The organism is Nonomuraea sp. B10E15, from assembly GCF_039871615.1.
Classification (GTDB): Bacteria; Actinomycetota; Actinomycetes; order Streptosporangiales; family Streptosporangiaceae; genus Nonomuraea.
Genome location: NZ_JBDPMB010000028.1, coordinates 24980 through 49004, shown reverse-complemented (window position 1 = coordinate 49004; position 24025 = coordinate 24980). Strand labels below are relative to the sequence as shown.

General features: G+C 71.3%; 22 protein-coding genes, 1 tRNA gene and 1 pseudogene. 12 read left to right on the top strand and 12 right to left on the bottom strand.

Annotated features, from left to right (window positions below; all coding sequences use genetic code 11):
- Position 1: 1 nt before the first annotated feature.
- Positions 2-84, bottom strand: a tRNA-Leu gene (locus ABGB14_RS43965).
- A 365-nt stretch (positions 85-449) separates the two neighbouring features.
- Here ABGB14_RS43965 and ABGB14_RS43960 point away from each other — a divergent pair.
- A complete protein-coding gene (locus ABGB14_RS43960) occupies positions 450-1073 on the top strand; it encodes a hypothetical protein (RefSeq protein WP_347649831.1) in 624 nt (207 codons plus the stop codon).
- A gap of 13 nt (positions 1074-1086) precedes the next feature.
- On the opposite strand, the pseudogene ABGB14_RS43955 reads toward ABGB14_RS43960, so the two are convergent.
- Together ABGB14_RS43955 and bcp are read right to left on the bottom strand one after the other, a co-directional pair.
- Positions 1087-1233: pseudogene (locus ABGB14_RS43955) on the bottom strand (IS30 family transposase); the annotation flags it as partial.
- Positions 1234-1276: 43 nt separating this feature from the next.
- Positions 1277-1750, bottom strand: a complete 474-nt coding sequence (bcp, locus tag ABGB14_RS43950; protein WP_347649830.1) for a thioredoxin-dependent thiol peroxidase — start codon at positions 1748-1750, stop codon at positions 1277-1279.
- 150 nt (positions 1751-1900) lie between these two features.
- Here bcp and ABGB14_RS43945 point away from each other — a divergent pair, with 150 nt between their 5' ends.
- Entirely contained in the window at positions 1901-2233 is a 333-nt protein-coding gene (locus ABGB14_RS43945; protein WP_347649829.1) for a DUF3618 domain-containing protein, read from the top strand.
- Positions 2234-2319: 86 nt separating this feature from the next.
- Here the strand turns inward: ABGB14_RS43945 and ABGB14_RS43940 are convergent, their stop codons facing one another.
- On the bottom strand, positions 2320-3513 hold the full coding sequence (locus ABGB14_RS43940) for an amino acid deaminase/aldolase (protein ID WP_347649828.1): 1194 nt from the start codon (positions 3511-3513) through the stop codon (positions 2320-2322).
- A gap of 137 nt (positions 3514-3650) precedes the next feature.
- Between ABGB14_RS43940 and ABGB14_RS43935 the strand changes: the two genes are divergently transcribed.
- The 8 genes from ABGB14_RS43935 to ABGB14_RS43900 all read left to right on the top strand — a co-directional run bounded on the left by ABGB14_RS43935 (position 3651) and on the right by ABGB14_RS43900 (position 13555).
- Complete coding sequence (locus ABGB14_RS43935; RefSeq protein WP_347649827.1) at positions 3651-4250, top strand: DUF6286 domain-containing protein; 600 nt, start codon at positions 3651-3653, stop codon at positions 4248-4250.
- Positions 4250-4744, top strand: coding sequence for a hypothetical protein (locus tag ABGB14_RS43930; RefSeq protein WP_347649826.1), 495 nt, complete (start codon positions 4250-4252; stop codon positions 4742-4744). Before ABGB14_RS43935 ends, ABGB14_RS43930 begins: the two co-directional genes overlap by 1 nt.
- A 247-nt stretch (positions 4745-4991) precedes the next feature.
- Entirely contained in the window at positions 4992-6161 is a 1170-nt protein-coding gene (locus tag ABGB14_RS43925) for a histidine kinase (protein WP_347649825.1), read from the top strand.
- Between the two features lie 14 nt (positions 6162-6175).
- Entirely contained in the window at positions 6176-6826 is a 651-nt protein-coding gene (locus ABGB14_RS43920; RefSeq protein ID WP_347649824.1) for a response regulator transcription factor, read from the top strand.
- 115 nt (positions 6827-6941) lie between these two features.
- The gene (locus ABGB14_RS43915) at positions 6942-7688 is read left to right on the top strand and encodes an ABC transporter ATP-binding protein (RefSeq protein ID WP_347649823.1); all 747 of its coding nucleotides are present in this window, start codon (positions 6942-6944) and stop codon (positions 7686-7688) included.
- Between the two features lies 1 nt (position 7689).
- Entirely contained in the window at positions 7690-10179 is a 2490-nt protein-coding gene (locus ABGB14_RS43910; RefSeq protein ID WP_347649822.1) for an FtsX-like permease family protein, read from the top strand.
- A 197-nt stretch (positions 10180-10376) separates the two neighbouring features.
- A complete protein-coding gene (locus tag ABGB14_RS43905) occupies positions 10377-11318 on the top strand; it encodes an ATP-binding cassette domain-containing protein (protein ID WP_347649821.1) in 942 nt (313 codons plus the stop codon).
- Positions 11315-13555, top strand: a complete 2241-nt coding sequence (locus tag ABGB14_RS43900) for an alpha/beta fold hydrolase (protein WP_347649820.1) — start codon at positions 11315-11317, stop codon at positions 13553-13555. Before ABGB14_RS43905 ends, ABGB14_RS43900 begins: the two co-directional genes overlap by 4 nt.
- A 14-nt stretch (positions 13556-13569) precedes the next feature.
- On the opposite strand, the gene ABGB14_RS43895 is transcribed toward ABGB14_RS43900, so the two are convergent.
- The 5 genes from ABGB14_RS43895 to rph form a co-directional block, all read right to left on the bottom strand.
- A complete protein-coding gene (locus ABGB14_RS43895) occupies positions 13570-13839 on the bottom strand; it encodes a hypothetical protein (protein ID WP_347649819.1) in 270 nt (89 codons plus the stop codon).
- Positions 13836-14876, bottom strand: a complete 1041-nt coding sequence (locus ABGB14_RS43890) for a toxin glutamine deamidase domain-containing protein (protein WP_347649818.1) — start codon at positions 14874-14876, stop codon at positions 13836-13838. Before ABGB14_RS43890 ends, ABGB14_RS43895 begins: the two co-directional genes overlap by 4 nt.
- An 84-nt stretch (positions 14877-14960) precedes the next feature.
- Positions 14961-16706 carry a molybdopterin-dependent oxidoreductase gene (locus tag ABGB14_RS43885; RefSeq protein WP_347649817.1) on the bottom strand — a complete coding sequence of 582 codons (1746 nt, stop codon included), beginning with the start codon at positions 16704-16706 and terminating at the stop codon, positions 14961-14963.
- Between the two features lie 46 nt (positions 16707-16752).
- Positions 16753-17343: an RdgB/HAM1 family non-canonical purine NTP pyrophosphatase gene (rdgB, locus tag ABGB14_RS43880; RefSeq protein WP_347649816.1), complete on the bottom strand. Its 591-nt coding sequence runs from the start codon at positions 17341-17343 to the stop codon at positions 16753-16755.
- Positions 17340-18059, bottom strand: a complete 720-nt coding sequence (rph, locus tag ABGB14_RS43875; RefSeq protein ID WP_132511116.1) for a ribonuclease PH — start codon at positions 18057-18059, stop codon at positions 17340-17342. Before rph ends, rdgB begins: the two co-directional genes overlap by 4 nt.
- A 53-nt stretch (positions 18060-18112) precedes the next feature.
- Here rph and ABGB14_RS43870 point away from each other — a divergent pair, with 53 nt between their 5' ends.
- Entirely contained in the window at positions 18113-19366 is a 1254-nt protein-coding gene (locus tag ABGB14_RS43870) for an MFS transporter (RefSeq protein ID WP_347649815.1), read from the top strand.
- Here the strand turns inward: ABGB14_RS43870 and ABGB14_RS43865 are convergent.
- From ABGB14_RS43865 to ABGB14_RS43855, 3 genes are all read right to left on the bottom strand, one after another.
- Complete coding sequence (locus ABGB14_RS43865) at positions 19351-20103, bottom strand: MBL fold metallo-hydrolase (protein ID WP_347649814.1); 753 nt, start codon at positions 20101-20103, stop codon at positions 19351-19353. The genes ABGB14_RS43870 and ABGB14_RS43865 overlap by 16 nt on opposite strands.
- The gene (murI, locus tag ABGB14_RS43860; RefSeq protein WP_347649813.1) at positions 20100-21041 is read right to left on the bottom strand and encodes a glutamate racemase; all 942 of its coding nucleotides are present in this window, start codon (positions 21039-21041) and stop codon (positions 20100-20102) included. Before murI ends, ABGB14_RS43865 begins: the two co-directional genes overlap by 4 nt.
- A 123-nt stretch (positions 21042-21164) precedes the next feature.
- Positions 21165-21956: a thioesterase family protein gene (locus tag ABGB14_RS43855; RefSeq protein WP_347649812.1), complete on the bottom strand. Its 792-nt coding sequence runs from the start codon at positions 21954-21956 to the stop codon at positions 21165-21167.
- Positions 21957-22239: 283 nt separating this feature from the next.
- Between ABGB14_RS43855 and ABGB14_RS43850 the strand changes: the two genes are divergently transcribed.
- Positions 22240-23931: a DUF3352 domain-containing protein gene (locus ABGB14_RS43850; RefSeq protein WP_347649811.1), complete on the top strand. Its 1692-nt coding sequence runs from the start codon at positions 22240-22242 to the stop codon at positions 23929-23931.
- Positions 23932-24025: the final 94 nt, after the last annotated feature.

The window sequence follows — 24025 nt, the reverse complement described above, 5'->3', positions numbered from 1 at the left end:
GTGCGGGCGGGGGGATTCGAACCCCCACGGTGTCTCCACCAACAAGACCTAAACCTGCCGCGTATGCCATTTCGCCACGCCCGCGTAGTCCCCGCCGAAAGCGGGCTTGAGACAGTTTAGCGCTCTGGGTGAGGACGAGGCGCATCTGTGATGAGGCCGGCCTGAGAAGAAGAGGAGGGCCCAGGAGAAAGGGACGCAGAGGAGCGCCCAGGGAAGGGCCCCGGGGGCGGATTCGAGGGGTCGTCGCAACACAGTGGTCGCTTACTGGTGTGCAGGAGGATAGCGGACGCCTGCCTGGGGATCCCGCCAGGCGTCCGCACGGGCAGGAACAGGTCCATCTGATCACCGCCGGGGTCGTTTCGGCTTGCCTCGACCTCGCTGCGCCTCCGGGCACTCTGAAGTCATGAGATCCCGTAATCGCGGATGATGGTGACATGCCGCATATTTCCATGATCAAGCAGGCCGAGAGGCGTCATATCGCCATCTATGGGGTCTTGATGGCGGTGACCGCCGTTGCGGCGGCTGCGCTGGTCGTCCCTAACATCCTTGTGGGGGGAGACACGGTGACCGACCCGCAATGGGCAGGACAGTATGTAGCGGAGTGGCGTCGCCGGGCCGTCTTGGCCTATACCTCCGGCAGCGCGGTCGGACATGTGTGCGCGCTGCTTGCCGGGCTGCTGGTCGCACGGTGGAGCATGCACAGGGAGCGTCGGGCCGGCCTGGTCACGGCACTGCTTGCCGGTTCAGGGCTGGGAGCGGCTGAATTGGCGGTGGCGTCATGGACGGCAACGCCTTTCCTACGCGACCTGTCGGGATTCCCCGGGACGGGGGATCCGCTGGAGGACTGGGTCATCGACCCGAGCCTCCAAAACCACGTCCCCGTCTTGGTCGCTATGGCGTCGGTCTTTGTCGTGTTCCTGGTAGCTGCTGGTGCCGGGTTCTGGATGGCTCACCGGGGAATGCTGCTCAGATCGGCCTTGGTGACGGCATTCGTGCTCGTCGTGCCTGTGGCCCTTTTCTTCGTGACTGTTTTTTCGCTGGTCCCGCTCCCCCAGATCGGACATGTCCTGTGATCAAACATGGGGACAGCAGTGCGGCCAAACGTTCGGCCGGGGTGTCCCAGGCGAGCGTCTTCCGTGGGCTGGCATTCAATTCCGCGGCCACGGCCTCTAGTTGACCGCGGGTGTGGACCGACAGGTCTGTGCTCTTGGGGAAGTACTGGCGCAGCAGGCCGAGAGAAGGGCGCGGGCCCTTTCCGCAGGGCCCGCGAGCGGGCTCAGGCCAGGCCCAGCTTCTTCTTCAACGAGGCCACGTGCCCCGTCGCCTTCACGTTGTAAAGCGCCTGCTCTACCTTCCCGTCGCCGTCGATGACGAACGTCGAGCGGATGACCCCCACGATCTCCTTGCCATACAACTTCTTGGGGCCATAGGCGGCGTACGCCTTGTGCACGACGAGGTCGGGATCGGAGAGCAGCGGGAAGGTCAGCGCGTCACGCTCGACGAACTTGGCGAGCTTTTCCGGTTTGTCCTTCGACACGCCGAGGACCACGAAACCTTCGGCGGTCAACTGGCTGAGGTTGTCACGGAAATCGCAGGCCTGCTTGGTGCAGCCGGGCGTCATCGCGGCGGGGTAGAAATAGAGGATCACCCGCTTGCCGCGGTGGTCGCCGAGGGAAACGGTGGTTCCGTCGGCGGCGGGTAGCACGAACTCGGGCGCGGCGTCGCCGGGCGCGAGCTTGGTCTCTGTCATGGGGCCCTCCTCGGTTCTTCCCGCAAACCTACCGGCCTGGCCACCGTGCCGTACGGCCCGCCGACCTGACAGACTGATCACGACCACTACGGCCGCAGCCCGCACGGCACACGAAGCGGGGGCGGCCACGCACGGTCGAAAGGAGAAGCCATGGCTGACACCGATCCCGACGAGCTGGAGCGGCGGATCGCGCGGACGCGCGCCGAGTTGGCGCAGACGGTCGACGCCATTGCCGACCGGGTGAGCCCCAAGCGGGTCGCCGAACGCACGGTGACCGACGTCAAGAGCAGGGCGGGGCACTTCGTGGCGTCCGTGGGCGACGCGCTCGGGGTGGCGCCGCGGCCGGCCGGCTACACCGACGATGGCGAGCGGGCGTGGGACGATGAGCGGCCCGACCTGGGTCCCGTCCTCATCGGGGTCGGGGCGGTGCTGGTCGTGGGGGCGGCCCTCGTGTTCTGGCGCCGCCGCCGGCGGCGCGCCTGACGCTCCCGTGCACCGGCCGGGCACGCCGGGCGTGCCCGGCACTCCGCAGGCCGCCCGGGCTCGCCCGGCGCGCGTGGCGCCGGAGGTCAGAGGAAGGTCTTGCCCTCGCCTCTGTACGTCGGCACCGATCCGTCCAGGGTGTCGCCGTCGACGAGGTGGAGCGTGTCGAACCGCTCGCACAGCTCGCCCGCCTTGGCGTGCCTGAACCACACCCGGTCGCCGATCCGCAGGTCCTCGGCGGCCTGGCCGAGCAGCGGCGTCTGCACCTCCCCCGCGCCTTCGTCCGGGGAGAAGCGCAGCCCCGCCGGCAGGTAGGGCTGCGGCAGGCGGCTCCCGCCCGCCGCCCCCGAGGCCGGATAGCCGCCCCCGAGCACGGTGGCGATGTCCGGAGCCGGGCGGCGTACGACCGGCAGGGCGAACAGGGCCGCCGGATGGCCGGTGAAGCCGCGGTAGAAGTCGAACAACCTCGGGTGGAAGAGCCCGGATCCCGCCGTCACCTCCGTGACGGCCTTCTCGCGTACGGTGCGCTCGATGGAGCCGGTGCCGCCGCCGTTGACGAATTCGAGGTCGGCGACCCGGCGGACGGCGTTCACGACGCGGCCGCGCCTGACGATGAGCTCCCGGGCGGAGCACGCCTGCATGACTCTGATGGCGCGGGTGAGCAGGGCGTTGCCCGGAGCGTCGTCGCCGACTCCGGCGATCTGGGCCTCGTAGGCCAGCAGCCCGGCCAGGCGGAGCCCGGGGCGTTCGGCGATGGCGGCGGCCAGGTCGGCGGCATGCTCGGGCTCGCGGATCGGGGAGCGCAGGGCTCCCGCCCGGAATCTCCCGCCCAGGGCGACGTAGCCGGCGTCGATGTCGAGGCAGATCCGGAGCTCGGCCCGGGGACGCACCCCTTCCACGGCGGCCTCGATGAAGTCGAGGTGCGCGAGCGAGTCGACGGTCACGGTGATGCGCCCGGCCGCGACCGCGTCCCCGGCCAGTTCGGCGAGCGCGTGCCGGTCGGCCGTCGGGTAGGCGACGAGGACGTCCGCGCACCCGTGCCGGGCCAGCCACAGCGCCTCGGGCAGGGTGAAGGCCATGACGCCCTGGAAGCCGTCCATGGCCAGGACGCGTTCGAGCAGCGGCCGGCTGCGTACCGATTTGCTCGCCACCCGGATCGGCTTGCCCGCCGCCCGGCGGACGAGATCGGCCGCGTTGGCCCGCATGGCCGCCAGGTCGAGGATCGCGAACGGGGGCTCGAGCGCCGCGGTGGCACGATCATAGCGCTGGCGGGCATCCATACCAGCAGCGTAACGACATATCAGGCAAATGAATATGAGCGGCTTTCATATTAGTCCTCGTCCCCGTAATGATCGGGCAAATCGGCGGCGAGGGCGCGGTTCAGGCCATGCGGCTCCCCTGTACCTCTGTCCTTGTGATGACCACGCTTCAGCAGATACTGCCCGGCGCCGCCGCCACCCCGCGGCTCACCGGACTGCGCAGGGCGAACAGGGCACTCAGGCCGGCCAGGACCCTCCCAGGGGCCGTCGTGGCGATCGCACTGACCGCGGGGCTGGGCCTGACCACGGCGGAGCTGGTGTCGGGACTGCTCGGCGCGCCGCTCGGCTGGGTGCCGGTGAACGAGGTGGTGGAGCTGGCGGGCAGGACCGCGTGGCCGAAGGTGTCCACCGCCGCCCTGGTCGTGGGCGGCGCCGGCGTGCTGATGGTGCTGCTGGCCGTCGTGCCGGGCACCTCCAGGCTGGTCGCGGTGGAGACGTCCGACCCGCTGATCGTCATCGGCATCACCCGCCCGGGCCTGCGCCGTACGCTCGCCGCCGCGGCCCAGCAGGTGGCGGGCGTGGACAAGGCCCGGGTGCGCCTGCGCAGGCGCACCATCGAGGTCACCGTCGTGACCGACGCCGAGAGCACCGGGGCGATGCTCAGGCAGGTCGGCACCGCGGTGGGCGACCGGCTCGCGGGTGTGGGCACGCTCGGCACCGGCGAGGTCGTGGTCCGGCTGCGCAGGAAGGCACTGTGATGCGGCAGTACGCCGGCAACCGGGTCGGGCTGGCCGTCGTCGGCACCGCGCTGGCCGGGCTGGGCGCGTACGCGTGGTTGCGCGGCGAGGGCCGCCTGTCCGAGCTGCCGCCCAAGGGGAAGGTCCTGCCGGCGCAGCTCCACCGGACGCTGGCCGAGGAGCCGTGGAGCATGTGGCTGCTGGCCTTCGCCCTGCTGCTCCTGTCGCTGGTCTCGCTGCGCTGGCTGCTGCTCTGCCTGGGCTGGGGCCGTCGCGGCACGCCCAACGGCACGGGCACCGCCATGTTGTTCGTCGGGCTGAAGAACGTGGAGAACCTGGGCAAGACCAAGGTGCGGGTCGGCGATGACGGCCTGCGGATCAGCGTGACCTGCCCGTCGGAGGCGGACATGGGCGCGGTGGTGGGCAAGCTCGACCAGGACATCGTGGGGCGCATCCGACGCGAGATCCGCGACGACGAGATGTGCACGGTGGTCCGCCTGCACGTGCGCCGTTAGGCTCCGGAGCGCCGGGGGCTACTGGGTCGCGCGGCGTTTCTTCGTCACCGCGCGACCCGGGCGTCTTGATCATGATCCGCCATCACGATCTCCCTTTACTCACCCACAAGGGGCGCTCCCGATGAGCAAGAATGCCCGATCGCCTGTAAGCCCGGCGTAAGGGAACGGTCACGTCAGACCTGGGTCGTACGCACACTTCACCCTCCAGGCTGACCAAGACCCCACTATAGATACATATCTTGAGGATGTGTTCGGAAGCGTACAGGCGTGGTCGAGGCGCCACGAGAAGCTGGCCGCCGTCCTGCGGGTGGCGCCGCTCGGCGCGCTGTGCCTGATCACGGCGGTGCTGTACGCGGGACGTGAGGCGCCGGGCGGTGGCGTCAACCCCGGCGTGATCTCGTACGTGGGCTTCTCCGCGGCGCTGGTCGTGCCGCTGGTGTGGCGCGACCGGCCACGCCTGTCCTTCGCGGTCATCGCGCTGGCCAGCTTCTTCCAGTGGGTGGCCGACGTCGACCCGATGCCCGCCAACATGGCGGTGCTGATCGCCCTCTGGGGCGTGGCCTACCGGTGCTCGTTCCGCTGGGCGCTGGCGGCGCTCCTCGTGTCGGAGGTCGGGGTGCTGCTGGTCCTGGTCAACTGGCTGGTGCCCACCTTCGGCATGTTCTTCAGCGGCTCGATCCTCGTGGTGACGATCTGGCTGACCGGCCTGTACGCCAGGACGCGCAGGCACTATCTCGAAGGGCTGGAGGAGCGCGCCGAGCGGGCCGAGCGCGAGCGGGACCAGCAGGCCAGGATGGCGGCCGCCGCCGAGCGCGCCAGGATCGCCAGGGAACTGCACGACGTCGTGGCGCACAACGTCAGCGTGATGGTGGTGCAGGCCGACGGGGCGGGCTACGCCCTCGACCACGATCCCGAGCAGGCCCGCCTGGCCGTCACGACCATTTCCAGGACCGGCAGGGCCGCCCTCGCCGAGATGCGCAAGCTGGTCGGGGTCCTGCGCGAGAACGAGAGCGCGGCGACCGACTACACCCCGCAGCCCGGCCTGGACGGGTTGGAGAAGATGGTGCGCGAATCGGCCGTGCCCGCCCGGCTGCGCATCGGCGGGAGCCCCGCCGACCTGCCCGAGGGCCGGCAACTCGCGGTCTACCGCATCGTGCAGGAGGCGCTGACCAACGCGCTCAAACACGGCGGACCCGGCGTGCGGGCGGACGTGGAGATCGACTTCACCGGCCCTGACCTGATCATACGCGTGACCGACGACGGCCGGGGCGCGGCGGCGCCCACGAGCCATGACGGGCACGGCCTGATCGGCATGCGCGAGCGCGTCGGCATGTACGGCGGCGCGGTCTCGGCCGGCCCGCTGCAGGGCGGCGGCTTCGAGGTGCTGGCCCGGTTGCCCATGGCGGAAGCGGCGTAGGAGGAGGCGGCCGGGTGATACGCGTGATGCTCGTCGACGACCAGGAGTTGCTGCGGGCCGGGTTCAGGATGGTGCTGGGGGCGCAGCCCGACATCGAGGTCGTGGCGGAGGCCGGCGACGGCGTCACCGCGCTGGAGGTCCTCGAGTCCACCGAGGTCGACGTCGTGCTCATGGACGTGCGCATGCCCCGCATGGACGGCGTCGAGGCCACCCGGCTGATCGAAGGGGCGAAGGTGCTGATCCTCACCACGTTCGACCTCGACGAGTACGCGTTCGCGGCGATCAAGGCGGGCGCGGCCGGGTTCCTGCTGAAGGATGTGCCGCCGGCCGACCTGGTCAACGCCATCAGGCTCGTGCACGCGGGCGACGCCGCGGTGTCGCCGCGCACCTTGCGCCGGATGCTGGACACGTTCGCCGCCCAGCTCCCCGGCCAGGCGCCGGCGGCGGCGGACGACCTGACGCCGCGCGAGCGCGAGGTGCTGCTCATGGTGGCGCGCGGCCTGTCCAACGGGGAGATCGCGGCCGGGCTGGAGGTCGCGGAGGCGACGGTGAAGACGCACCTGGGCCGGGTGCTGGCCAAGCTGGGCCTGCGGGATCGGGCGCAGGTGGTGGTGTACGCGTACGAGGCCGGGCTGGTGGTGCCCTCCCATCGGCCGAAAGGCTGACCGGGGTCATCCGGGGGCGCACCTGAAGTCCCTCCTCAGGGCCCATGGATCCCGGAATCTCCGCCCCTAGCGTTGGTCGCGTTGAAGCCCGCGCCCCCAGGGAGAAGGAGTGAAGGTGACGCTCACCGAACGCCGAGCCGCGACCGCTGTCGTGGCCACGGAGCTGACCAAGGTGTACGGCCAGGGCGACGCCCGGGTGCACGCCCTGCGCGAGGTGAGCGTGGCCTTCGCCACCGGGGCGTTCACCGCCATCATGGGCCCGTCGGGCTCGGGCAAGTCCACGCTGATGCACTGCCTGGCCGGTCTCGACACGGCCACGTCGGGCACCGTGCACCTCGGCGACGTGGAGCTGACCGGGCTGTCGGACCGGCAGCTCACCCTGCTGCGCCGCGAGCGGATCGGGTTCGTCTTCCAGGCGTTCAACCTGCTGCCGACGCTGACCGCGGAGCAGAACATCCGCCTGCCCCTGGAGATCGCCGCCCGCCAGGCCGATGAGGCGCTGTTCGACCGGGTCATCGAGACCGTCGGGCTGACGGACCGGCTCTCGCACCGGCCGACCGAGCTGTCCGGCGGCCAGCAGCAGCGCGTGGCCGTGGCCAGGGCGCTCATCAGCAAGCCGCAGGTGATCTTCGCCGACGAGCCGACGGGGAACCTGGACTCCCGCGGCGGCGCCGAGATCCTGTCGTTCCTGCGCACGTCGGTGCGCGAGCTGGGCCAGACCATCGTCATGGTCACGCACGACCCGGTCGCGGCGTCGTACGCCGACCGCGTGGTGTTCCTGCGCGACGGCGAGCTGGTCACCGAGATCGCCGCGCCGACGCCGCAGACCGTGCTGGACACGCTCGTGAAACTGGAGGCGTGAGGTGCTGAGGACGGCTCTGGCCGGGCTGCGCGCCCACACGCTCCGGCTGCTGCTCACGTCGCTGGCGATCATGCTGGGCGTGGGGTTCATCGCGGGCACGTTCGTGCTGAACGACACCGTCGAGGCGGGATTCGCCCAGCGGGTCACCGCCAACGCGGGCAAGGTGGACGTCGCCGTCCTGCCCGAGGGCCCCGGCTCCGTGCTGCCCGAGCGCGTGCTGGAGCGGATCCGCGCCCTCGACGGCGTGACGGAGGCGCAGGGCCTGGTCCGCGGTGCCGCGCCGCTGCTCGGCAAGGACGGCAAGACCGTCGGCGACCTCCCCACCACGGCGATCTCGATCGTCACCGGCCCGCTGGACCGCGCCGACATCGTCGCCGGCACCGGGCCCGGCACCGACGACCGGGCCGCCGTGCTCGACGAGAACACCGCCAGGGCCCAGGGCTTCCGGCTCGGCGAGACCATCACCGTGCTCGACGCCGGGAAGGCAGAGCACCGGTTCAGGCTCGTGGGCCTCCTCGACACCGGCCTCGACCAGGACCTCTCCTTCACCGGCGCGGTCGGCTTCACCACGGCCACCGCGCAGCGCATGACGGGTGCCAGGGGCTACCGCGAGATCGACGTCGCGGGCTCGGCCCCCGGGCTGAAGCAGGCCGTCACGGCGGCCGCCGGCGGCGCGTACACCGTCAAGACCGGCGACGAGCTGGCCGCCGACCTGGCCAGGGCGGCCGGGGTCGAGACACGGATGTTCGCGCTGGGCCTGCTGCTGTTCGGGGCCGTGGCCATGATGGTGGCGGCCCTGGTCATCTACAACACGTTCACCATCCTCGTCGCCCAGCGCACCAGGGAGATGGCGCTGCTGCGGTGCATCGGCGCCACGCGGGGGCAGGTGTTCGGCTCGATCCTGCTGGAGTCGGCCGTCGTGGGCGCGCTCGCCTCCGCGCTGGGGCTGCTGCTCGGATACGGTCTGGCCGCGCTCACGCTGACGGTGCTGGCCGCGGTCGACGCCCCGCTGCCCACCGACGCAGCCGTCACGCTCTCACCGGTCACCACGGCGGCAGGGCTGGCCGTCGGCCTCGCGGTCACGGTGTGCGCGGCCCTGCTGCCCGCCAGGTCCGCGACCCGTGTCCCGCCGGTCGCGGCGCTGCGCAGCCAGGCCGAGGAGCAGACGTTCCGTGCGGGCCTGCTGCGCGGGCTCTTCGCCGCCTTCTTCCTGGTGGCCGGGCTCGGCACCACCGCCGTCGGCGTGTTCGTGCTCGAACCCGGCCGGGAGATCTCGCTGCTCGTCGTGATGGCCGGGGGCACGCTGACGTTCCTGGCGGTGCTGATCTTCGGCCCGGTGCTGGTCAGGCCGCTGAGCGCGCTGGTCGGCTGGATCCCCGGCAGGCTGTTCGGGGTGCCGGGCCGCCTGGCCGTCGGCAACTCGGGACGCAACCCGAAGCGGGCCGCGACCACCACGGTCGCCCTGACGATCGGGGTGACGCTCATGACGCTGATCTCGGTGGTCACCGCGTCCACCAGGCTGACAATGACGGCCAAGCTCGACGAGCAGTTCCCCATCGACTACGTGCTGATGGACCAATCCCGCGACTCCGTCGTCCCGAGGACCGTCGCCGAGAGCCTGCGGGACGCGCCGGAGCTGGCCTCCGTGGTGCAGATCCGCCAGGCCGAAGCCACGATCGGCGGCCGGCACGTGATCACCGGCACGTTCCGCGGACCCGTCGAGCCCTACGTCACCGCCGGTTCCATGGCGGGTTTCGGCGCGGGCCGGGTGGCGCTGCGGGACAGCGAGGCCGAGGGCCTGGGCGTGCGGGTCGGCGACTCGGTGCGGCTCAGGACCGCGCGGGCCGGGACGGTGCCGCTGGAGGTGGTCGCGCTGCTCGACGGGAACCAGTCGGCGCTGCCGCCGGTCACCGTGGCGGAGACCGCCTTCGACACCTACTTCGGGGCGGTGCCCGACGCGCGGGTGATGATCCGCATCGGTGACGGCGTGCCTCCCGACCGCGCGCGCGAGGTCGTCGACGCGGCCGCGGCTCCCTATCCGAGCGTGAAGGTGTCGAGCTCGACGGAGGTACGCGGCCAGTTCGACGAGACGCTGGACATGCTTCTCATGATCATCACCGGGCTGCTGGGACTGGCGATCCTGATCTCGCTGCTGGGCATCGCCAACACGCTCTCGCTGTCGGTGCACGAGCGCACCAGGGAGTCGGCGCTGCTGCGGGCGCTGGGCCTGACCCGGCGGCAACTGCGCGGGATGTTGTCGGTCGAGGCGCTGGTGCTCGGGCTGATCGGGGCGCTGGTGGGCGTCGTGCTCGGAGGCGCCTTCGGGTGGGCCGCGATCATGGCCATGCTGGACGGCGCCGTCTTCTCGGTGCCGGTCGCGCAGATCGTGCTGTTCGTGGTGCTCTCCGGCGTGGCCGCGGTGCTGGCGGCGGTCCTGCCGGCCCGCCGGGCCGCCCGGGCGTCGATCACCGGTTCCCTCGCCACCGGCTGACCCGGAGCCTTCGAGGCTCGGGCGGAACGCTGGTCACGTGCTCAGGGCAGTGGGGCTGGGTCCACCTCCCGGGGTGGCGATTTTCCACCCCGGGAGGTGGACCGGCACCCATGGAGGCAGGCCCTCGTGACCGCGAGGCTGGACAGGCCCGATCAGAGCGAGCTGATCGTGCCCGGCCAGGCGAAGGAGAGCGGGACGTGATCGAAGTGAGGGGACTGAGCATGCGGTACGGCCGCACGCTCGCCGTGGACGACCTGACCTGCACGGTGAAACCGGGGCTGGTGACCGGGTTCCTGGGACCGAACGGAGCCGGCAAGTCCACGACCATGCGGGCCGTACTCGGGCTGGAGGTCCCCTCCTCGGGTGAGGCGCTGGTGGACGGGCGACCGTACGCGTCGCTGCGCCGGCCCATGCGCACGATGGGGGCGCTGCTGAACGCCGGGGCGGTGCACGGCGGCCGCTCGGCCCGCGACCATATCGGCTGCCTCGCGCGCAGCAACGGCATCGGCCGCGCCCGTGTGACCGCCGTCCTCGACCAGGCCGGCCTGACCGACGTCGCAGGCAAGAGGATCGGCGGCTTCTCCCTCGGCATGAAGCAGCGACTGGGCATCGCGGCGGCGCTGCTCGGGGACCCGGCGGTGCTGATGTTCGACGAGCCGCTGAACGGACTGGACCCCGAGGGCATCCGCTGGCTGCGCGGCCTGCTGCGTTCGCTGGCGGACGAGGGCCGTACCGTGCTGCTGTCCAGCCATCTGATGAACGAGATGGCATTCACCGCCGACCACGTCATCGTCATCGGACGGGGCCGGCTGATCGCTGACACCGGCATGAACGCCCTGGCCGGGCATTTCGAGGGCGACGTGCTGGTCCGCACGCGTCACCCGGAGCAGCTCACCGCCATCATGCGCGGGCACGGGGCGACGGTGGTGGCCGAGGACGACGGCGCCCGGGCCGTTGCTCTGTCCGTCCATGGGCTGGACGCGGCCGAGATCGGCGCGCTGGCGCTGTCCGCGGGGATCGCGCTGGTGGAGCTGTCTCCGCGCGCCGCGTCCCTGGAGGAGGCGTTCATGCGGCTCACGGAGGACAGCACCGCGTTCAGAAGCGAGAGCGGGAGCACTCAGAAGGAGGCCGTGCGGTGATCGACGTGATCGCTTCCGAGTGGATGAAGCTCCGCACGCTCCGCTCGAACGTCTACGTGCTGGCCTGCTCGGTGGCGGCCGTCCTGGCCTGCGCCGGGATCGCGTTCATGATCGGCCGCGGGTTCGACGGCCAGACGCTGGACGAGAAGATGGCCTTCCCCGGCAACGGGGACGGCATCGGCAACGGGATCGCGGTCGCCTACTTCGTGTTCGCCGTGCTGGGCGCGCTGGCGATCACCTCGGAACACAGCACCGGAATGATCCAGACGAGCCTGGTGGCCGTGCCACGCAGGCGGGTGCTCCTGCTGGCCAAGATTCCCGGCCTGGCCGCGGTCGCGCTGGTGGCCGGCCAGGTTCTGGCGTTCGTCATGCACGCGGCCTCCATGGCGGCGCTCGGCGACCGGGCCGGGCAGCTGCTCCGCGAAGGGGTGACGCTGGGCACGCCGCTGTCAGATCCGGGCGTGCTCGCCTCGGTGATCGTCGCCGGGCTGTCGATGGCCGCGGTCGCCCTGATCGGGCTCGGCGTCGGGGCCGCCGTCCGCTCCACCCCCGGCGCTCTGGTCGTGCTGGCCGTGATCATCGTGGTGCTGCCGGTGGTGGCCAAGACGCTGCCCATGCCGCTGCGCGCGCAGGCCGGCTCCTTCATGATCGAGAACCTGCCGCTCCAGATCGCGGGGGTCGGCGGCGGCATCCTGCCCCCCGCCGCGGCGGCGGGGCTGCTGGTGGCGTACGTGCTCGCCGCGCTGACGGCGGGCGCCACGATGATCACGATGGCCCGGCGCCGGATCAAGGTGCTGGCGATCGGCGCTGCCGCAGCCGTCCTGGTCTCGGCTGTGCCTGCCGCCGCGGCGAGCTCGCCGGACCCCGCATCGACGATGGCCTGGGCGGACTGCGCGGACAGGACCCTCGTCAAGGAGATGCGCTGCGCCTCGATCAAGGTGCCCGTGAACTGGGCCGAGCCGTCCGGGCGGAAGATCGACCTGACCGTCGGGCTGCTGCCGGCCACCGGCGCCCAACGCAGGATGGGCACGGTGTTCGCGATCCCCGGCGGGCCGGGCGGCTCGGGCGTTGAGGATCTGAGCAGGAACGCGGGCAGCTTCGCCGAACTGCGCGATCGTTTCGACGTGGTCAGCGTCGAGCCCCGCAACACCGTCGACAAGGGCGTGCTGTCGTTCGACTGCCTGTTCTCCGGCCCGTGGATCACCTGGCCCGACACCCGCGCCGAGTACGCCGAGCTGGGCAGGCGCAACCGGGCGGCGGCGCAGCGATGCCGCGGCGCCGACCCCGAGTTCTTCGACCACATGGATTCCGCCTCCGTTGCGCGGGACATGGAGGCGATCCGCGTCGCTCTGGGAGAGGAGAAGCTGAGCTTCATCGCCAACTCCTACGGCGGCAGACCCGGAATCGAATACTCCCGGCTGTTCCCCGGCCGGGTGCGCGCGATGGTGTTCGACGGCGCGGTCAACCCGTACGAGCACCGTGCGCAGAGCAGGCTCTCCCATGAGGAGTCCTTCGCCCGCTTCGCCGCCTGGTGCGCGGCGAACACCACCTGCGCGCTGCACGGCCAGGACGTCGGCGAGGTCTGGAGGGCGCTGGTGGCGCGGGCCGACCGTGTCCCGGTGCCGGTCAAAGGCGAATCGCCGGCGGCCGCCTACAGCGGGTTCGACATCAAGGAGGCCGCCGCCCCCAGCATCATCTCGCCAGGTCAGGAGCCCGACCTCCCCCGATGGACGGAGCTTGCGGAGGCGATCGAGCGGGCCGTCGACGGTGACGCCTCAGGGTTCGCCGACTACGTCCGGCAGGCCAGGAAAAGCCCGAAGGTGCCCTCGTCCACCGGGATGAACATGACCCACTGCCTCGACGGCATCGTCTTCCGCGACTACGAGGAGTACCGGCAGAGGCGCCGCGAAGGTGAGCGCCTGCTGCCCAACATCGCCGGGACCGAGCTCTGGCACCCGCTCGGCTGTGTCGGCTGGCCGACCCCCGTGACCAATCCGCCCGGGCCGCTGCCCGCCGAGGAACTGCCGCCCTACCTGGGTGTCGGCTCCTGGACGGACTACGGCAGGAGCGCGGACATCGTACGGCGGGTACCGGGCTCGGCGGCGGTCCAGTACCAGGGACACGGCCACGGCCTCTACAACGCCGGGAACTCCTGCATCATCGGCCACGTCAACCGCTACCTGATCAGCCTGCGCCTTCCCGCGCGGGGCACCGTGTGCCCCAAGACCGTCACCTGACGGCCGCCCGGGTCTCAGCGGGGTCTGCGGCCGGGCCACAACTCGGCCACCGTCTCCGGGTCGAGGAGCGGCCGGGCCACCACCTCGCCCGTGGCCCGGTCGATCACGATGCACCCGCCTCCCACGGCGTCCGGCAGCCTGGCCGGGTCGTCGGGGTCGAGATCCCGCACCCAGGCGACGTAACCCGCGTCGAACGCGTACACCCCCACCGGCACCGCCTCATCGAGCGGGAGCACCCCGTTGAAATACTCCTCCGCCAGCGACCTGGCCTGGTCCAGGTTCATCGCGGCCGCCCCTGCCGGTCGAGCATCAGGCAGAACACCCCGGTCACCGTCGTGTACGGCGGCTCGACGGACATGTGCCCCCGCTGCGCGTCGATCCAGATCACCTCGCCGTCGGCGTTGACCGCGTTCCAGGCGTGGGAGCCGCCGCCGGGCCAGCGCACCACGATGACGGCGCTCGCGCCGTGCCCGGCGTCGAGCAGCCGCCGCGCGATCAGCGGGTAGGCGTGCCGCCCCTGCCCCGCGTACTGCAGGCGATGGCCCGCCCACCGCTCGATCCTGGCCGTGCTTCCCCGCTCGCCGGTCAGCACCGGCCGGCCGATCCTGTCGTACTCGGGCAGCCGGGGCGCGGCGGTCGCGGGCTCGCCGTGCCAGGTGGACAGCACGGCGAGCGCGCAGTCGGCGGCGTTGGAGGCCCGGAACGGGTCGTCGGCGGGCCCGCCGCCGTTGATCAGCCGCACCCAGGTGCCGCGCGGGTCGGGAAAGCGGGCGCCGGGCTGCAGCGACTCGGCGAGGTCCCGCTCGACCTGCGGGTCCGGCCTGGCCAGCCCGCCCGGCACGCCGTACGGCCGGCAGTCGGCGAGCCTGGGCGGCCGCCGCGGCAGATCGAACCAGTCGAGCTCCACCGGCTCCAGGGGCTCAGCGGATGCGTCGAGGTCCCCGGGCTCCCCGAACTCTCCGAGCTCCCCGAGGACCTCGGGCTTCCCCGACTCTCCGAGCTCTCCGAGCTCCCCGGACTCCCTGGACTGCGCGGGCTGCACGGGCTGCACGGGCTCGTCGAGTTGCGCGGGCTCCCCCGGATCCGTGGTGGTGGGGCCTGGTGGTTCGTGCTCCGAGGTGGCCGGGTACGCGGGGGCGGAGCCGCCGTCAGGGGGCGCTGCACCGGCCTCGGCGGCCCGCTCGTAGTCGAGCCACCGCACCCCTTCGGCCACCACAGGGTCGTAACGCCCCTCTGGAAGGACCCACCGGACACTCGGCTTGCGCTCGCGGAACACGGCCTGCCTCCTGTCATGCTCGACGACCGATCGTAGAGGCGTCACCACGGCAGGGAGGTGCAGTCAGGCAGATTGACCGCCAGAGTTCCCCCTCTCCACCTGGGCAAACAGCGCAAACCCCGACAAGGATCAGACGACGTTCACCGTGATCGTGTGCCAGCCCGTCGCGCCGTCCGGCGCCACCGGGGCGAAGTCGTCGGTCTGGATGTAGCCGGACGCGTCCGTCGCGCGCACCTCGATGCGGTGCTCGCCCGGCCTGGCGTCCCAGTCGATCGACCACTGCCGCCAGGTGTCCGGCCCGGGCACCTCGGCCAGCTTCGCCTGCCTCCACTGCCCGCCGTCGAACCGCACCTCCACGGCGTCCACCCCCGTGTGCTGCGCCCACGCCACCCCGGCGACCGTGTTCCGCCCCGGCTTCAGCGTGTCCGCGGCCTTGGGCACGTCGATGCGCGACTGCGTCTTGATCGGGCCCTTGGCCGCCCATCCGCGGGGCGTCCAGTACGCCTCGTCCCTGTCGAACCGGGTCACCTTGATGTCCACGACCCACTTGGTGGCCGAGACGTACCCGTACAGGCCCGGCACCACCTGGCGCACCGGGAAACCGTGGTCGACGGGGAGCACCTCGCCGTTCATCGCGACCGCGAAGAGCGCGTCGCGCCCGTCCATCACCACGTCCACCGGGGTGCCGCAGGTGAAGCCGTCCGCGGAGGTGGACAGGAGCATGTCGGCGCCGGACCGGAGCCCGGCCTGGCGCAGCACCTCGGCCATGCGCACGCCCAGCCACCGGGCGTTGCCGGCCAGCGGGCCGCCGACCTCGTTGGAGACGCAGGTGAGCGTGACGTCCGCCTCGGTGAGCGGCATCCTCAGCAGGTCCGCGTAGGTGATCTCGACGGGCCGGTCGACCATGCCGTGGATGCGCAGCGTCCAGTCGCCAGGATCGACCTGGGGGACGACGAGCGCGGTGTCGACCCGGTAGAAGTCCTTGTTGGGCGTGATGAACGGCGACAGCCCGCCGATGCGCAGGTCCGCGCCGGCCGGGATCGGCCTGGCCGGGGTCGCGGGCCCGGGCAGCGCCACCCCCGCCCGCGCGGTGTCGACCATCTGCCGCCCTCCGAGGGTCTGCCCGAGCAGGTAGGCGGCCCCGGCGGCCACCGCGCCGCCCGCCGCGCCGGCCAGCAACCGGCGGCGGTCGAACGCCGGCGGCTCCCCTGCGACCCACATGACGGCGGGCCGCTCCACGGCACCCCCGCCACCGCTCGCGGAGCCGCTCGCGGATCCGCTCGACGGACCGCTTCCGGCGCCACCCGACGGGCCGGTCGACGTGCCGCTCGACGTGCCACTCGACGGGCCGGCTTCGCCTCCGGCCGGGGCGCCGACCTTCGCGGGTTGCAGGGGCGGTCGCGCGTCGATCCCGTGGAAGGGGTCGCCGTCGCCGGTCGCCCGGCGTACGAGCCAGGCCAGAGCACAGCCGCCCGCGCCCACGCCGGCCAGGGTCGGAAGCACGTCCAGCACCCCCGCCTCCGGCCGGGTCAGCACCGCCAGCAGCCCCACCGCACCGAACACGGCCAGCCCCGCGAAGCCGTAGGAGAGCCGGCGCAGGGCCAGCATCCCGATGAGCGGCGCGACCCCGAAGAGCACCACCACCAGCACGCCGCCGACGAGAACGGCCTTGTCGCTCTCGCCGAACGTCCTGATCGCGAATTCCTTGACCGGCGCCGGCGTCAGATCGACCGTCGCATCGCCCACGGCGAGCACGGGAGACGTCTCAGGACCGACGAACGCGGCCACGAGCTGCGCGATCCCGAGAGCCACGCCCCCGGCGACCAGCCCCAGCAAGGCCCTGGCCCAGGCGGGCACCACCGATTTCCTCTGCACGTCTCGACGGTACGCCGCCCCGTGCCCGGCGGTTCTTACACGGTGGTTACGAGCCGAGCAGCTCGCGCACGATCGGGGTCAGCGCGCGGAAGGCCCGGCCCCGGTGGCTGATCGCGTCCTTCTCGCCGGGCGACATCTCAGCGGTCGTGCGGTCCTCACCGTCGGGCACCAGGATCGGGTCGTAGCCGAACCCGTTGCTGCCGCGCGGCGTGGTGACGAGCCGCCCCGGCAGGACGCCCTCGACCACCCGCGACTCCCCCGACGGCAGAGCCAGCGCGGCGGCGCAGGCGAAGTGGGCGGTCAGCCGGTCGGCGGGCACGTCGGACAGCTGGGCCAGCAGCAGGTCGAGGTTGGCCCGGTCGTCGCCGTGCCGGCCCGACCAACGAGCGGAGAACACGCCCGGCATGCCGTTGAGCACGTCGACGCAGAGCCCCGAGTCGTCGGCGACCGCGGGCAACCCGGAGCCCTGGGCGACGGCATGCGCCTTGAGCAGGGCGTTCTCCTCGAAGGTGACGCCGGTCTCGGCGACCTCGCCGATCTGGGGGAACGCCTCCAGCCCGACGATCTCGAAACCGGCCAGGATGCGGCGCAGCTCCGCGATCTTGCCGGCGTTGCGGGTGGCCAGCACGATCTTCATGACTCCAGCGCCTCCTGCTGGATGAGCGTGAGCTCCTCGCAGCCCGCCACGGCCAGGTCGAGCAGCTGGTCGAGCGCCGCGCGGTCGAACGGCGCGCCCTCGGCCGTTCCCTGCACCTCGACGAAGCTGCCCTCGCCGGTCATCACGACGTTCATGTCGGTCTCGGCGGCGACGTCTTCGGTGTAGCAGAGGTCGAGCATCGGCACCGAGCCGACCACGCCGACGGAGACGGCCGCGACGGAGCCGATCAGCGGGTCGCCCGGGCACATCTTGCGCCCGCGCATCCACGCCACCGCGTCGGCCAGCGCGACGTAGGCACCGGTGATGGCGGCGGTGCGGGTGCCGCCGTCGGCCTGCAGCACGTCACAGTCGAGCAGAATGGAGTTTTCCCCCAACGCTTTGTAATCGACGCACGCGCGTAGCGAACGGCCGATCAACCGCGATATCTCGTGGGTCCTGCCACCGATTTTTCCCCGAACTGATTCACGATCGTTACGAGTATTGGTCGCACGGGGCAACATGGCATATTCGGCCGTAACCCACCCCTGCCCGCTGCCGCGGCGCCAGCGGGGCACGCTGTCCTGGACGGAGGCCGCGCACAACACCCTGGTGCCGCCGAATTCGACGAGCACAGATCCTTCGGCATGGGTGAGCCATTGCCTCGTGATGGTTATGGGACGTAGCTGGTCAGGGTTGCGGCCATCCTGTCGCGACATGCAGATCACCCTATCTCCGCGACACGACGCTCTTGACCAAGAGTGTCCGACACATGGATCCTTACGCAATGACAACGGGGGTGTTGCGAAACCCTGACTTCCTACGGTTCCTCGGTTCTCACGTCGCCAACGAACTCGGCGCGAATATCTCGCGGGTGGCGCTACCGCTGGTTGCCGTGCTGGCATTACACGCCGGCCCCACCGAGGTCGGTGTGCTGTCGGCGTTGCAGACAACGGCGTTCCTTCTGATCGGCCTGCCCGCGGGGGTGTGGGTCGACCGGATGCGCAGGCGCCGCGTGCTCATGGCCTCCGATCTGGCCAGGTTCCTGCTGCTGGGCAGCATTCCGGTCGCGGCCGAGCTGGGGTTCCTGACGATCGAGATGATGTTCCTGGTGGCGCTGCTGGTCGGCGCGGCCCAGGTCTTCAACGACGTGGCCGACCGCACGTACCTGCCCGATCTGATCAGCACCGCGCAGCTCGGCGACGCCAACTCCAAGCTGGAGGTCGTGCGCTCCAGCGGGTCGCTGTCGGGCCCGGCCCTCGGCGGCGCGCTCGTGCAGTTGCTGGGGGCGTCCCGCACGCTGGTCGCCACCGCGCTCGGCGCGCTCGCCTCGGTGCTCCTCCTGAGCCGGATCAAGGCGCCGGACAGGCCGCCCGCCGTCACCGAGCCCACGCCGCTGATGCGCGGCATCCGCGAGGGCCTCGCGTACGTCTGGGACGACCGGCTGATGCGCACGTTCGTGATCACGTCGGCGGCCATGAACCTCTTCGTGAGCGCGGTCCTCGGACAGTCGGTGTTGTTCCTGGCCGACGAGGTCATGCTCGCGCCCGGCCTCATCGGCGTGCTGCTCATGTCGGGCGGCATCGGCGGCCTGATGGGCGGCCTCAGCGGCGGCTGGCTGTCCAGGAGGTACGGCACCGCGCGGATGACCTGGCTGGCCGTCACCATCGGCTCGCCCTTCGGCCTGCTGTTGCCGATGACGCAGCCCGACTGGCGGGCGGTGTTCTTCGCGATCACGTCCATCGGCCTGTCGTGGAGCTCGGTCCTGCTGAACGTCGGCCAGGTCACCTACCGGCAGACCGTGACCCCCGAGCACGTCCTCGGCCGGGTCAACGCGTCGGTGCGGTTCATGACCTGGGGCATGATGCCGCTGGGCGCGCTGCTCGGCGGCCTCGTGGCCCAGCAGATCGGCGTGCGGCAGGCCCTGTGGGTGTTCATGGGGGGCAGGCTGCTGGCGTTCCTGCCGTTGCTGTTCTCGCCGCTGCCGCGCATGCGCGACTTCGGCGAGGTTCAGGCCAGGTCGTAGACGGCGCCGCTGCGGGCCAGCTCGAGCGGGCCGCCGTAGCCGCCTTCGGAGGCCTCCCTCAGCACGGTCGCCTGGTCGTTCCACGGGACGAGGTGGGTGAGCACGAGCCGGCCGACATCGGCCTTGGCGGCGTGCTCGGCCGCCTGCCGGCCGGTCAGGTGCAGGCCGGGCGGCAGCCCCGGCCGCTCGACGAACGACGCCTCGCACAGCAGCAGGTCGGCGCCAGCGGCCAGCTTCACCAGCTCGCCCGACTCGCCGGTGTCGCCGGAGTAGGCCACGGATCTGCCCCCACCGCTCACCCGGAAGCCGTACGCCTCGACCGGGTGGTTGACCAGGCCCGCGGTCAGGGTGAACGGCCCGATCTCGAACGTTCCAGGCTCCAGCGGCACGAAGTCGAAGGCTGTCTCGAGGCCGGGCTCGTCCGGCATGCCGTACGCGGCCGCCAGCCGGCGCGGCGCGTCCGCGGGCGCGTAGATCGGCACGATGGGGTACGGCGCGGCCGGCCCGTACGTGCGGACCACGTGGTAGCCGCAGACGTCGAGACAGTGGTCGGCGTGCAGATGGGTCAGGCAGATGGCGTCCACGTCGTACAGGCCGATGTGGCGCTGGAGCGCGCCGAGCGAGCCGCTGCCGAAGTCGAGCAACATCCTGAACCCGTCCGCCTCGATCAGGTAGCAGGACGCGGGACTGTCGGGGCCGGGATAGCTTCCCGAGCAGCCGACGATGGTCACCTTCATGTGGGCTCCTTCCCAGTACGACGCTCCGCGTCGCGGCTCGGCCCCTCGATCCCGGCGTCTTCCCTGGGCACGCCGGCGGCTGCGCTCCGGCCGCTGCGAATGCCGGCCACGGATGCGGCCGAGTGGCCGTTCGAGGTGGTACCCCCCAGCGGTGCGACTTCGACCGCGTCGATCTCCGGCCCCAGGAAGCGCTGCCCGAGCCGGGCGAAGAGCAGGGAGTCGCCGGTGGCGCGGAAGCGGTGCCGGGGGGTGGCCTCGCCTCCCGCCGCCAGGCCGCGGTCGTGTAGGATCCGGTAGACGTCCTTGGCCGTCTCCTCGGCGCTGGAGACCAGCGTGACCCCGTCGCCGGCGACGTAGGAGATCGCACCGGTGAGCAGCGGGTAGTGGGTGCAGCCGAGAATGAGGGTGTCGCACCCCGCGGCCCTGATGGGCTCCAGGTAGTCGCGCACGACCTCGATGAGCTCGTCGCTCATCGTCTCCCCTCGCTCGACGTACTCCACCAGGCGCGGGGCGGCCACGCCGGTGAGCTGCACGTCGGGGGCCGCGGTGAAGGCGTCGTGATAGGCCATCGAGTCGATGGTGGCCCTCGTGGCGATCACGCCGACCCTGCCGGTGCGGGTGGCGCGCACGGCCCTCCTGGTGGCCGGCTGGATCACCTCGACGACCGGGACGTCGTAGCGCTCGCGTGCGTCGCGCAGCACGGCGGCGCTGGCGCTGTTGCACGCGATGACGAGCATCTTGACGTCGTGCTCGACGAGGTGGTCCATGACCTCCAGGGCGTAGGCGCGGACCTCCGCGATGCTCTTCGGCCCGTACGGCTGGCGGGCCGTGTCGGCCACGTACGTGATCGACTCGTAGGGCAGCTGGTCGATGATCGCGCGGGCGACCGTCAGGCCGCCGACCCCGCTGTCGAAGATCCCAATACTCGCGTCCGGCACGCCTTCGAGGGTAGGCGACCTGCCCGATCAACTCTGCGTAAGAATGCTCACAGTCGCGCGCCGCGCTCGCTCATGTGGGAAACATGGTCGTGATGTGGTGGCGCCTTGGTCGCGGCCACACGCTCATCCCCTGCCGACGCGGGCCAGCTGGCGCGACTGGGCCACGAGCCGGCCGGTCGAGTCGCGCACCTCCGCCTCCTCGTCGAACCAGCCGTCGGAGACGAGCCGGCCGCCGCAGAGCACGGTGAGCCAGCCTGGCGCGGGCAGGGCGCGCAGGTGCAGGGTGAGGTCCACGGTGGGCGCCCAGCCGCGCGCGCCCGCGGAGAACACCACGGGCGGCAGCGCGTCCACGGCCAGGGCCAGCACGTACGGGTCGGGGTCCTGCGGCTCGGCCATCCTGAAGTAGGCCCGCGACTCGGGCCTGCCGCTGGGCTCGCCCTTCAGCCAGGCGACCGTGGGCGGGTCGAAGAGCACCTCCATCTGGGCGTTCAGCATCATGCCCGACTCAGGCTTGGGGTCGGGGAGCGCGACGCAGTCGTCGATGCTCGGCATGGCGCAGGCCGGTTCGCCGGCGTAGACGGGCTCGGCGCCGTGCAGGGTGGCCGTCGTGATCGAACTCGCGATCTGCGCGACGCCGTCCTGCACGAGCGTGGCCCTGGCGAATGCAGCCGTCCTGCCCGCTTTGAGCGGCTCTATCTTGACCTGGGCAGGACCGGGGACCGGCGCCTTGAGGAACTGCGCGCTCGTGGTCACGGGGTGGTCGAACGGCGAGGCCTCCACGGCCGCACGCATGATCACGGCCAGCAGGTAGCCGCCGTTGAGCGGGCCGCCGATCCCGTATCCGGGGTCGAGGCACACGTCGTAGGTGTTGTCGTCGACCCTGATCGCCTGCGTCGCCTCGTCGAACTTCGTCATCCGCACCCACCTCGTATGGAACTTAGTTCTAGTGCTTCCACACTCTAGCGGCGTGACGGGGAGACTTACCGCTACGGAAGGGGTTCAACCGGGCACGAAGTCGTACTTCAGCGCATTGCAAGCGGCGGTCTACCAACATCAGCTACCTTCGCTGTGGTCATTAGTCCACTTTGTGAGTTGAGTGATGTCTGTGAATAATCCCCCCTCTGGCCAGGACCCTGACCGGACCACGGCATACAACTGGAACCAGGGGCAGCAGCCGGTGAACCCCCCGACGATGCCGATGTCATCGGGTGAGCCGTACCCACCGCAGCAGCCTTACGGCCAGCAGGCCCAGGGGGGCTATGGCCAGCAGCAGCCCCAGCAGGGATGGCAGCAGCAGGGGTACGGGCAGCAGCCGCAGCAACCCCAGCAGCAGTGGCAGCAGGGCGGCTGGCAACAGCAGCAACCCCAGCAGGAGCAGGGCTGGCAGCAGCAGAACCAGCACGCGCAGGGCGGCTGGCAGCAGCAGGGCCCCGAAGGCTTCGGTCCCGCCGAGCCGGCCAAGAAGGGCCCCAAGGCCTGGATCATCGCCGTCGCCGCCGCGCTCGCGGTGGTGCTGCTCGGCGGCGGCGCCGTGTGGGCCGTGGGCGCCATCGGCGGTGGCGGCACCCAGCCGCACGAGGTGCTGCCCGCCAACAGCATCGCCTACGCCAGGCTCGACCTCGACCCGGCGGCCAACCAGAAGGTGGCGCTGTTCGAGCTGGCCAGGAAGTTCACCGTCACCAAGGACACCTTCTCCGGCGAGGACCCGCGCAAGGCGCTGTTCGACACGATCACCAAGGACGGCGACTCCAAGGTCGACTTCGCCAAGGACGTCGACCCGTGGCTGGGCAGCAGGATCGGCTTCGCCGCCGTCCCGTCCGGCAATGACGAGCCCGACCTCGCCGTGGCCGTCCAGATCACGGACGAGGAGCTGGCGAAGGCCGGCATCGCCAAGCTGATGGAGGGCGACGAGTACGGCATCGCCTTCCGCGAGGACTACGCGATCATCACCGAAAAGCCGGAACTCGCCGCCAAGTACGCGCAGGCCGAAGGCAGCCTGGGCGACAACGCCGACTTCAACGACGACCTGGCCGCGCTCGGCGAGCAGGGCGTGTTGTCGTTCTGGACCCACATCGGCGGCCTCGCCGAGGCGACCGAGAAGAACATGACCCCCGAGCAGAAGGCGAGCCTCGAGCAGGTCAAGAACGCCAGGTTCGCCGGCGCGCTCCGCTTCGACAGCGCCTACGTCGAGCTGGCGGGCGTCGTCAACGGCGCCAAGGGCATGGCCCCCGAGGGCGAGCTGGCCCCGGCCAACCTGGGCGTCCTGCCCGCGAGCACGGCCGGCGCCCTGTCGATCTCCGGCCTCGACCAGGTCTTCACCAAGAACTGGGCCAACATCGAAAAGCAGGCCCTAGCCCTCGGCGCCACCCAGGCCCAGCAGATGCTCGCCCAGGCCAAGACCCGCCTGGGGCTGGACCTGCCGGGCGACCTCGCGACGCTCGTCGGCAAGAACTTCACGTTCGCGGTCGACAGCGAGGGCCTGAGCAACAACCAGTTCAAGGCCGGCGCGCGCATCGCCACCGACCCGGCCAAGGCACAGGCCATCCTGGACAAGGTCCAGCGGGCGATGGCCACCGGCGCGCAGGGCGCTCCGCAGCTCGCCAAGGTCGCCGGCGACGGCGTCTTCACCGTGGCGACGACGGACGACTACGCCAAGAAGCTGGCCGAGACGGGCACGCTGGCCGACTCGGAGACGTTCCAGACGGCGGTCGCCAACCCGGAAGAGGCCAACATGGCGCTCTTCGTCGACCTCGACAAGATCGAGAGCCTGTACCTGAACTCCATGCAGGGCGACGACAAGGCCAACGCGCAGGTGCTCAAGGCCGTCGGCATGAGCACGTCGATGACCGACAGCTCGGCGACGTTCTCGCTGCGGGTGCTGTTCAACTAGACACCGGGACAAGGAAGCCAGACACGCGACGAGGGCGGCCGGTCAGCGAACCGGCCGCCCTCGTGCTTTCCGCAAACACTGGCGCAGCCTCCTG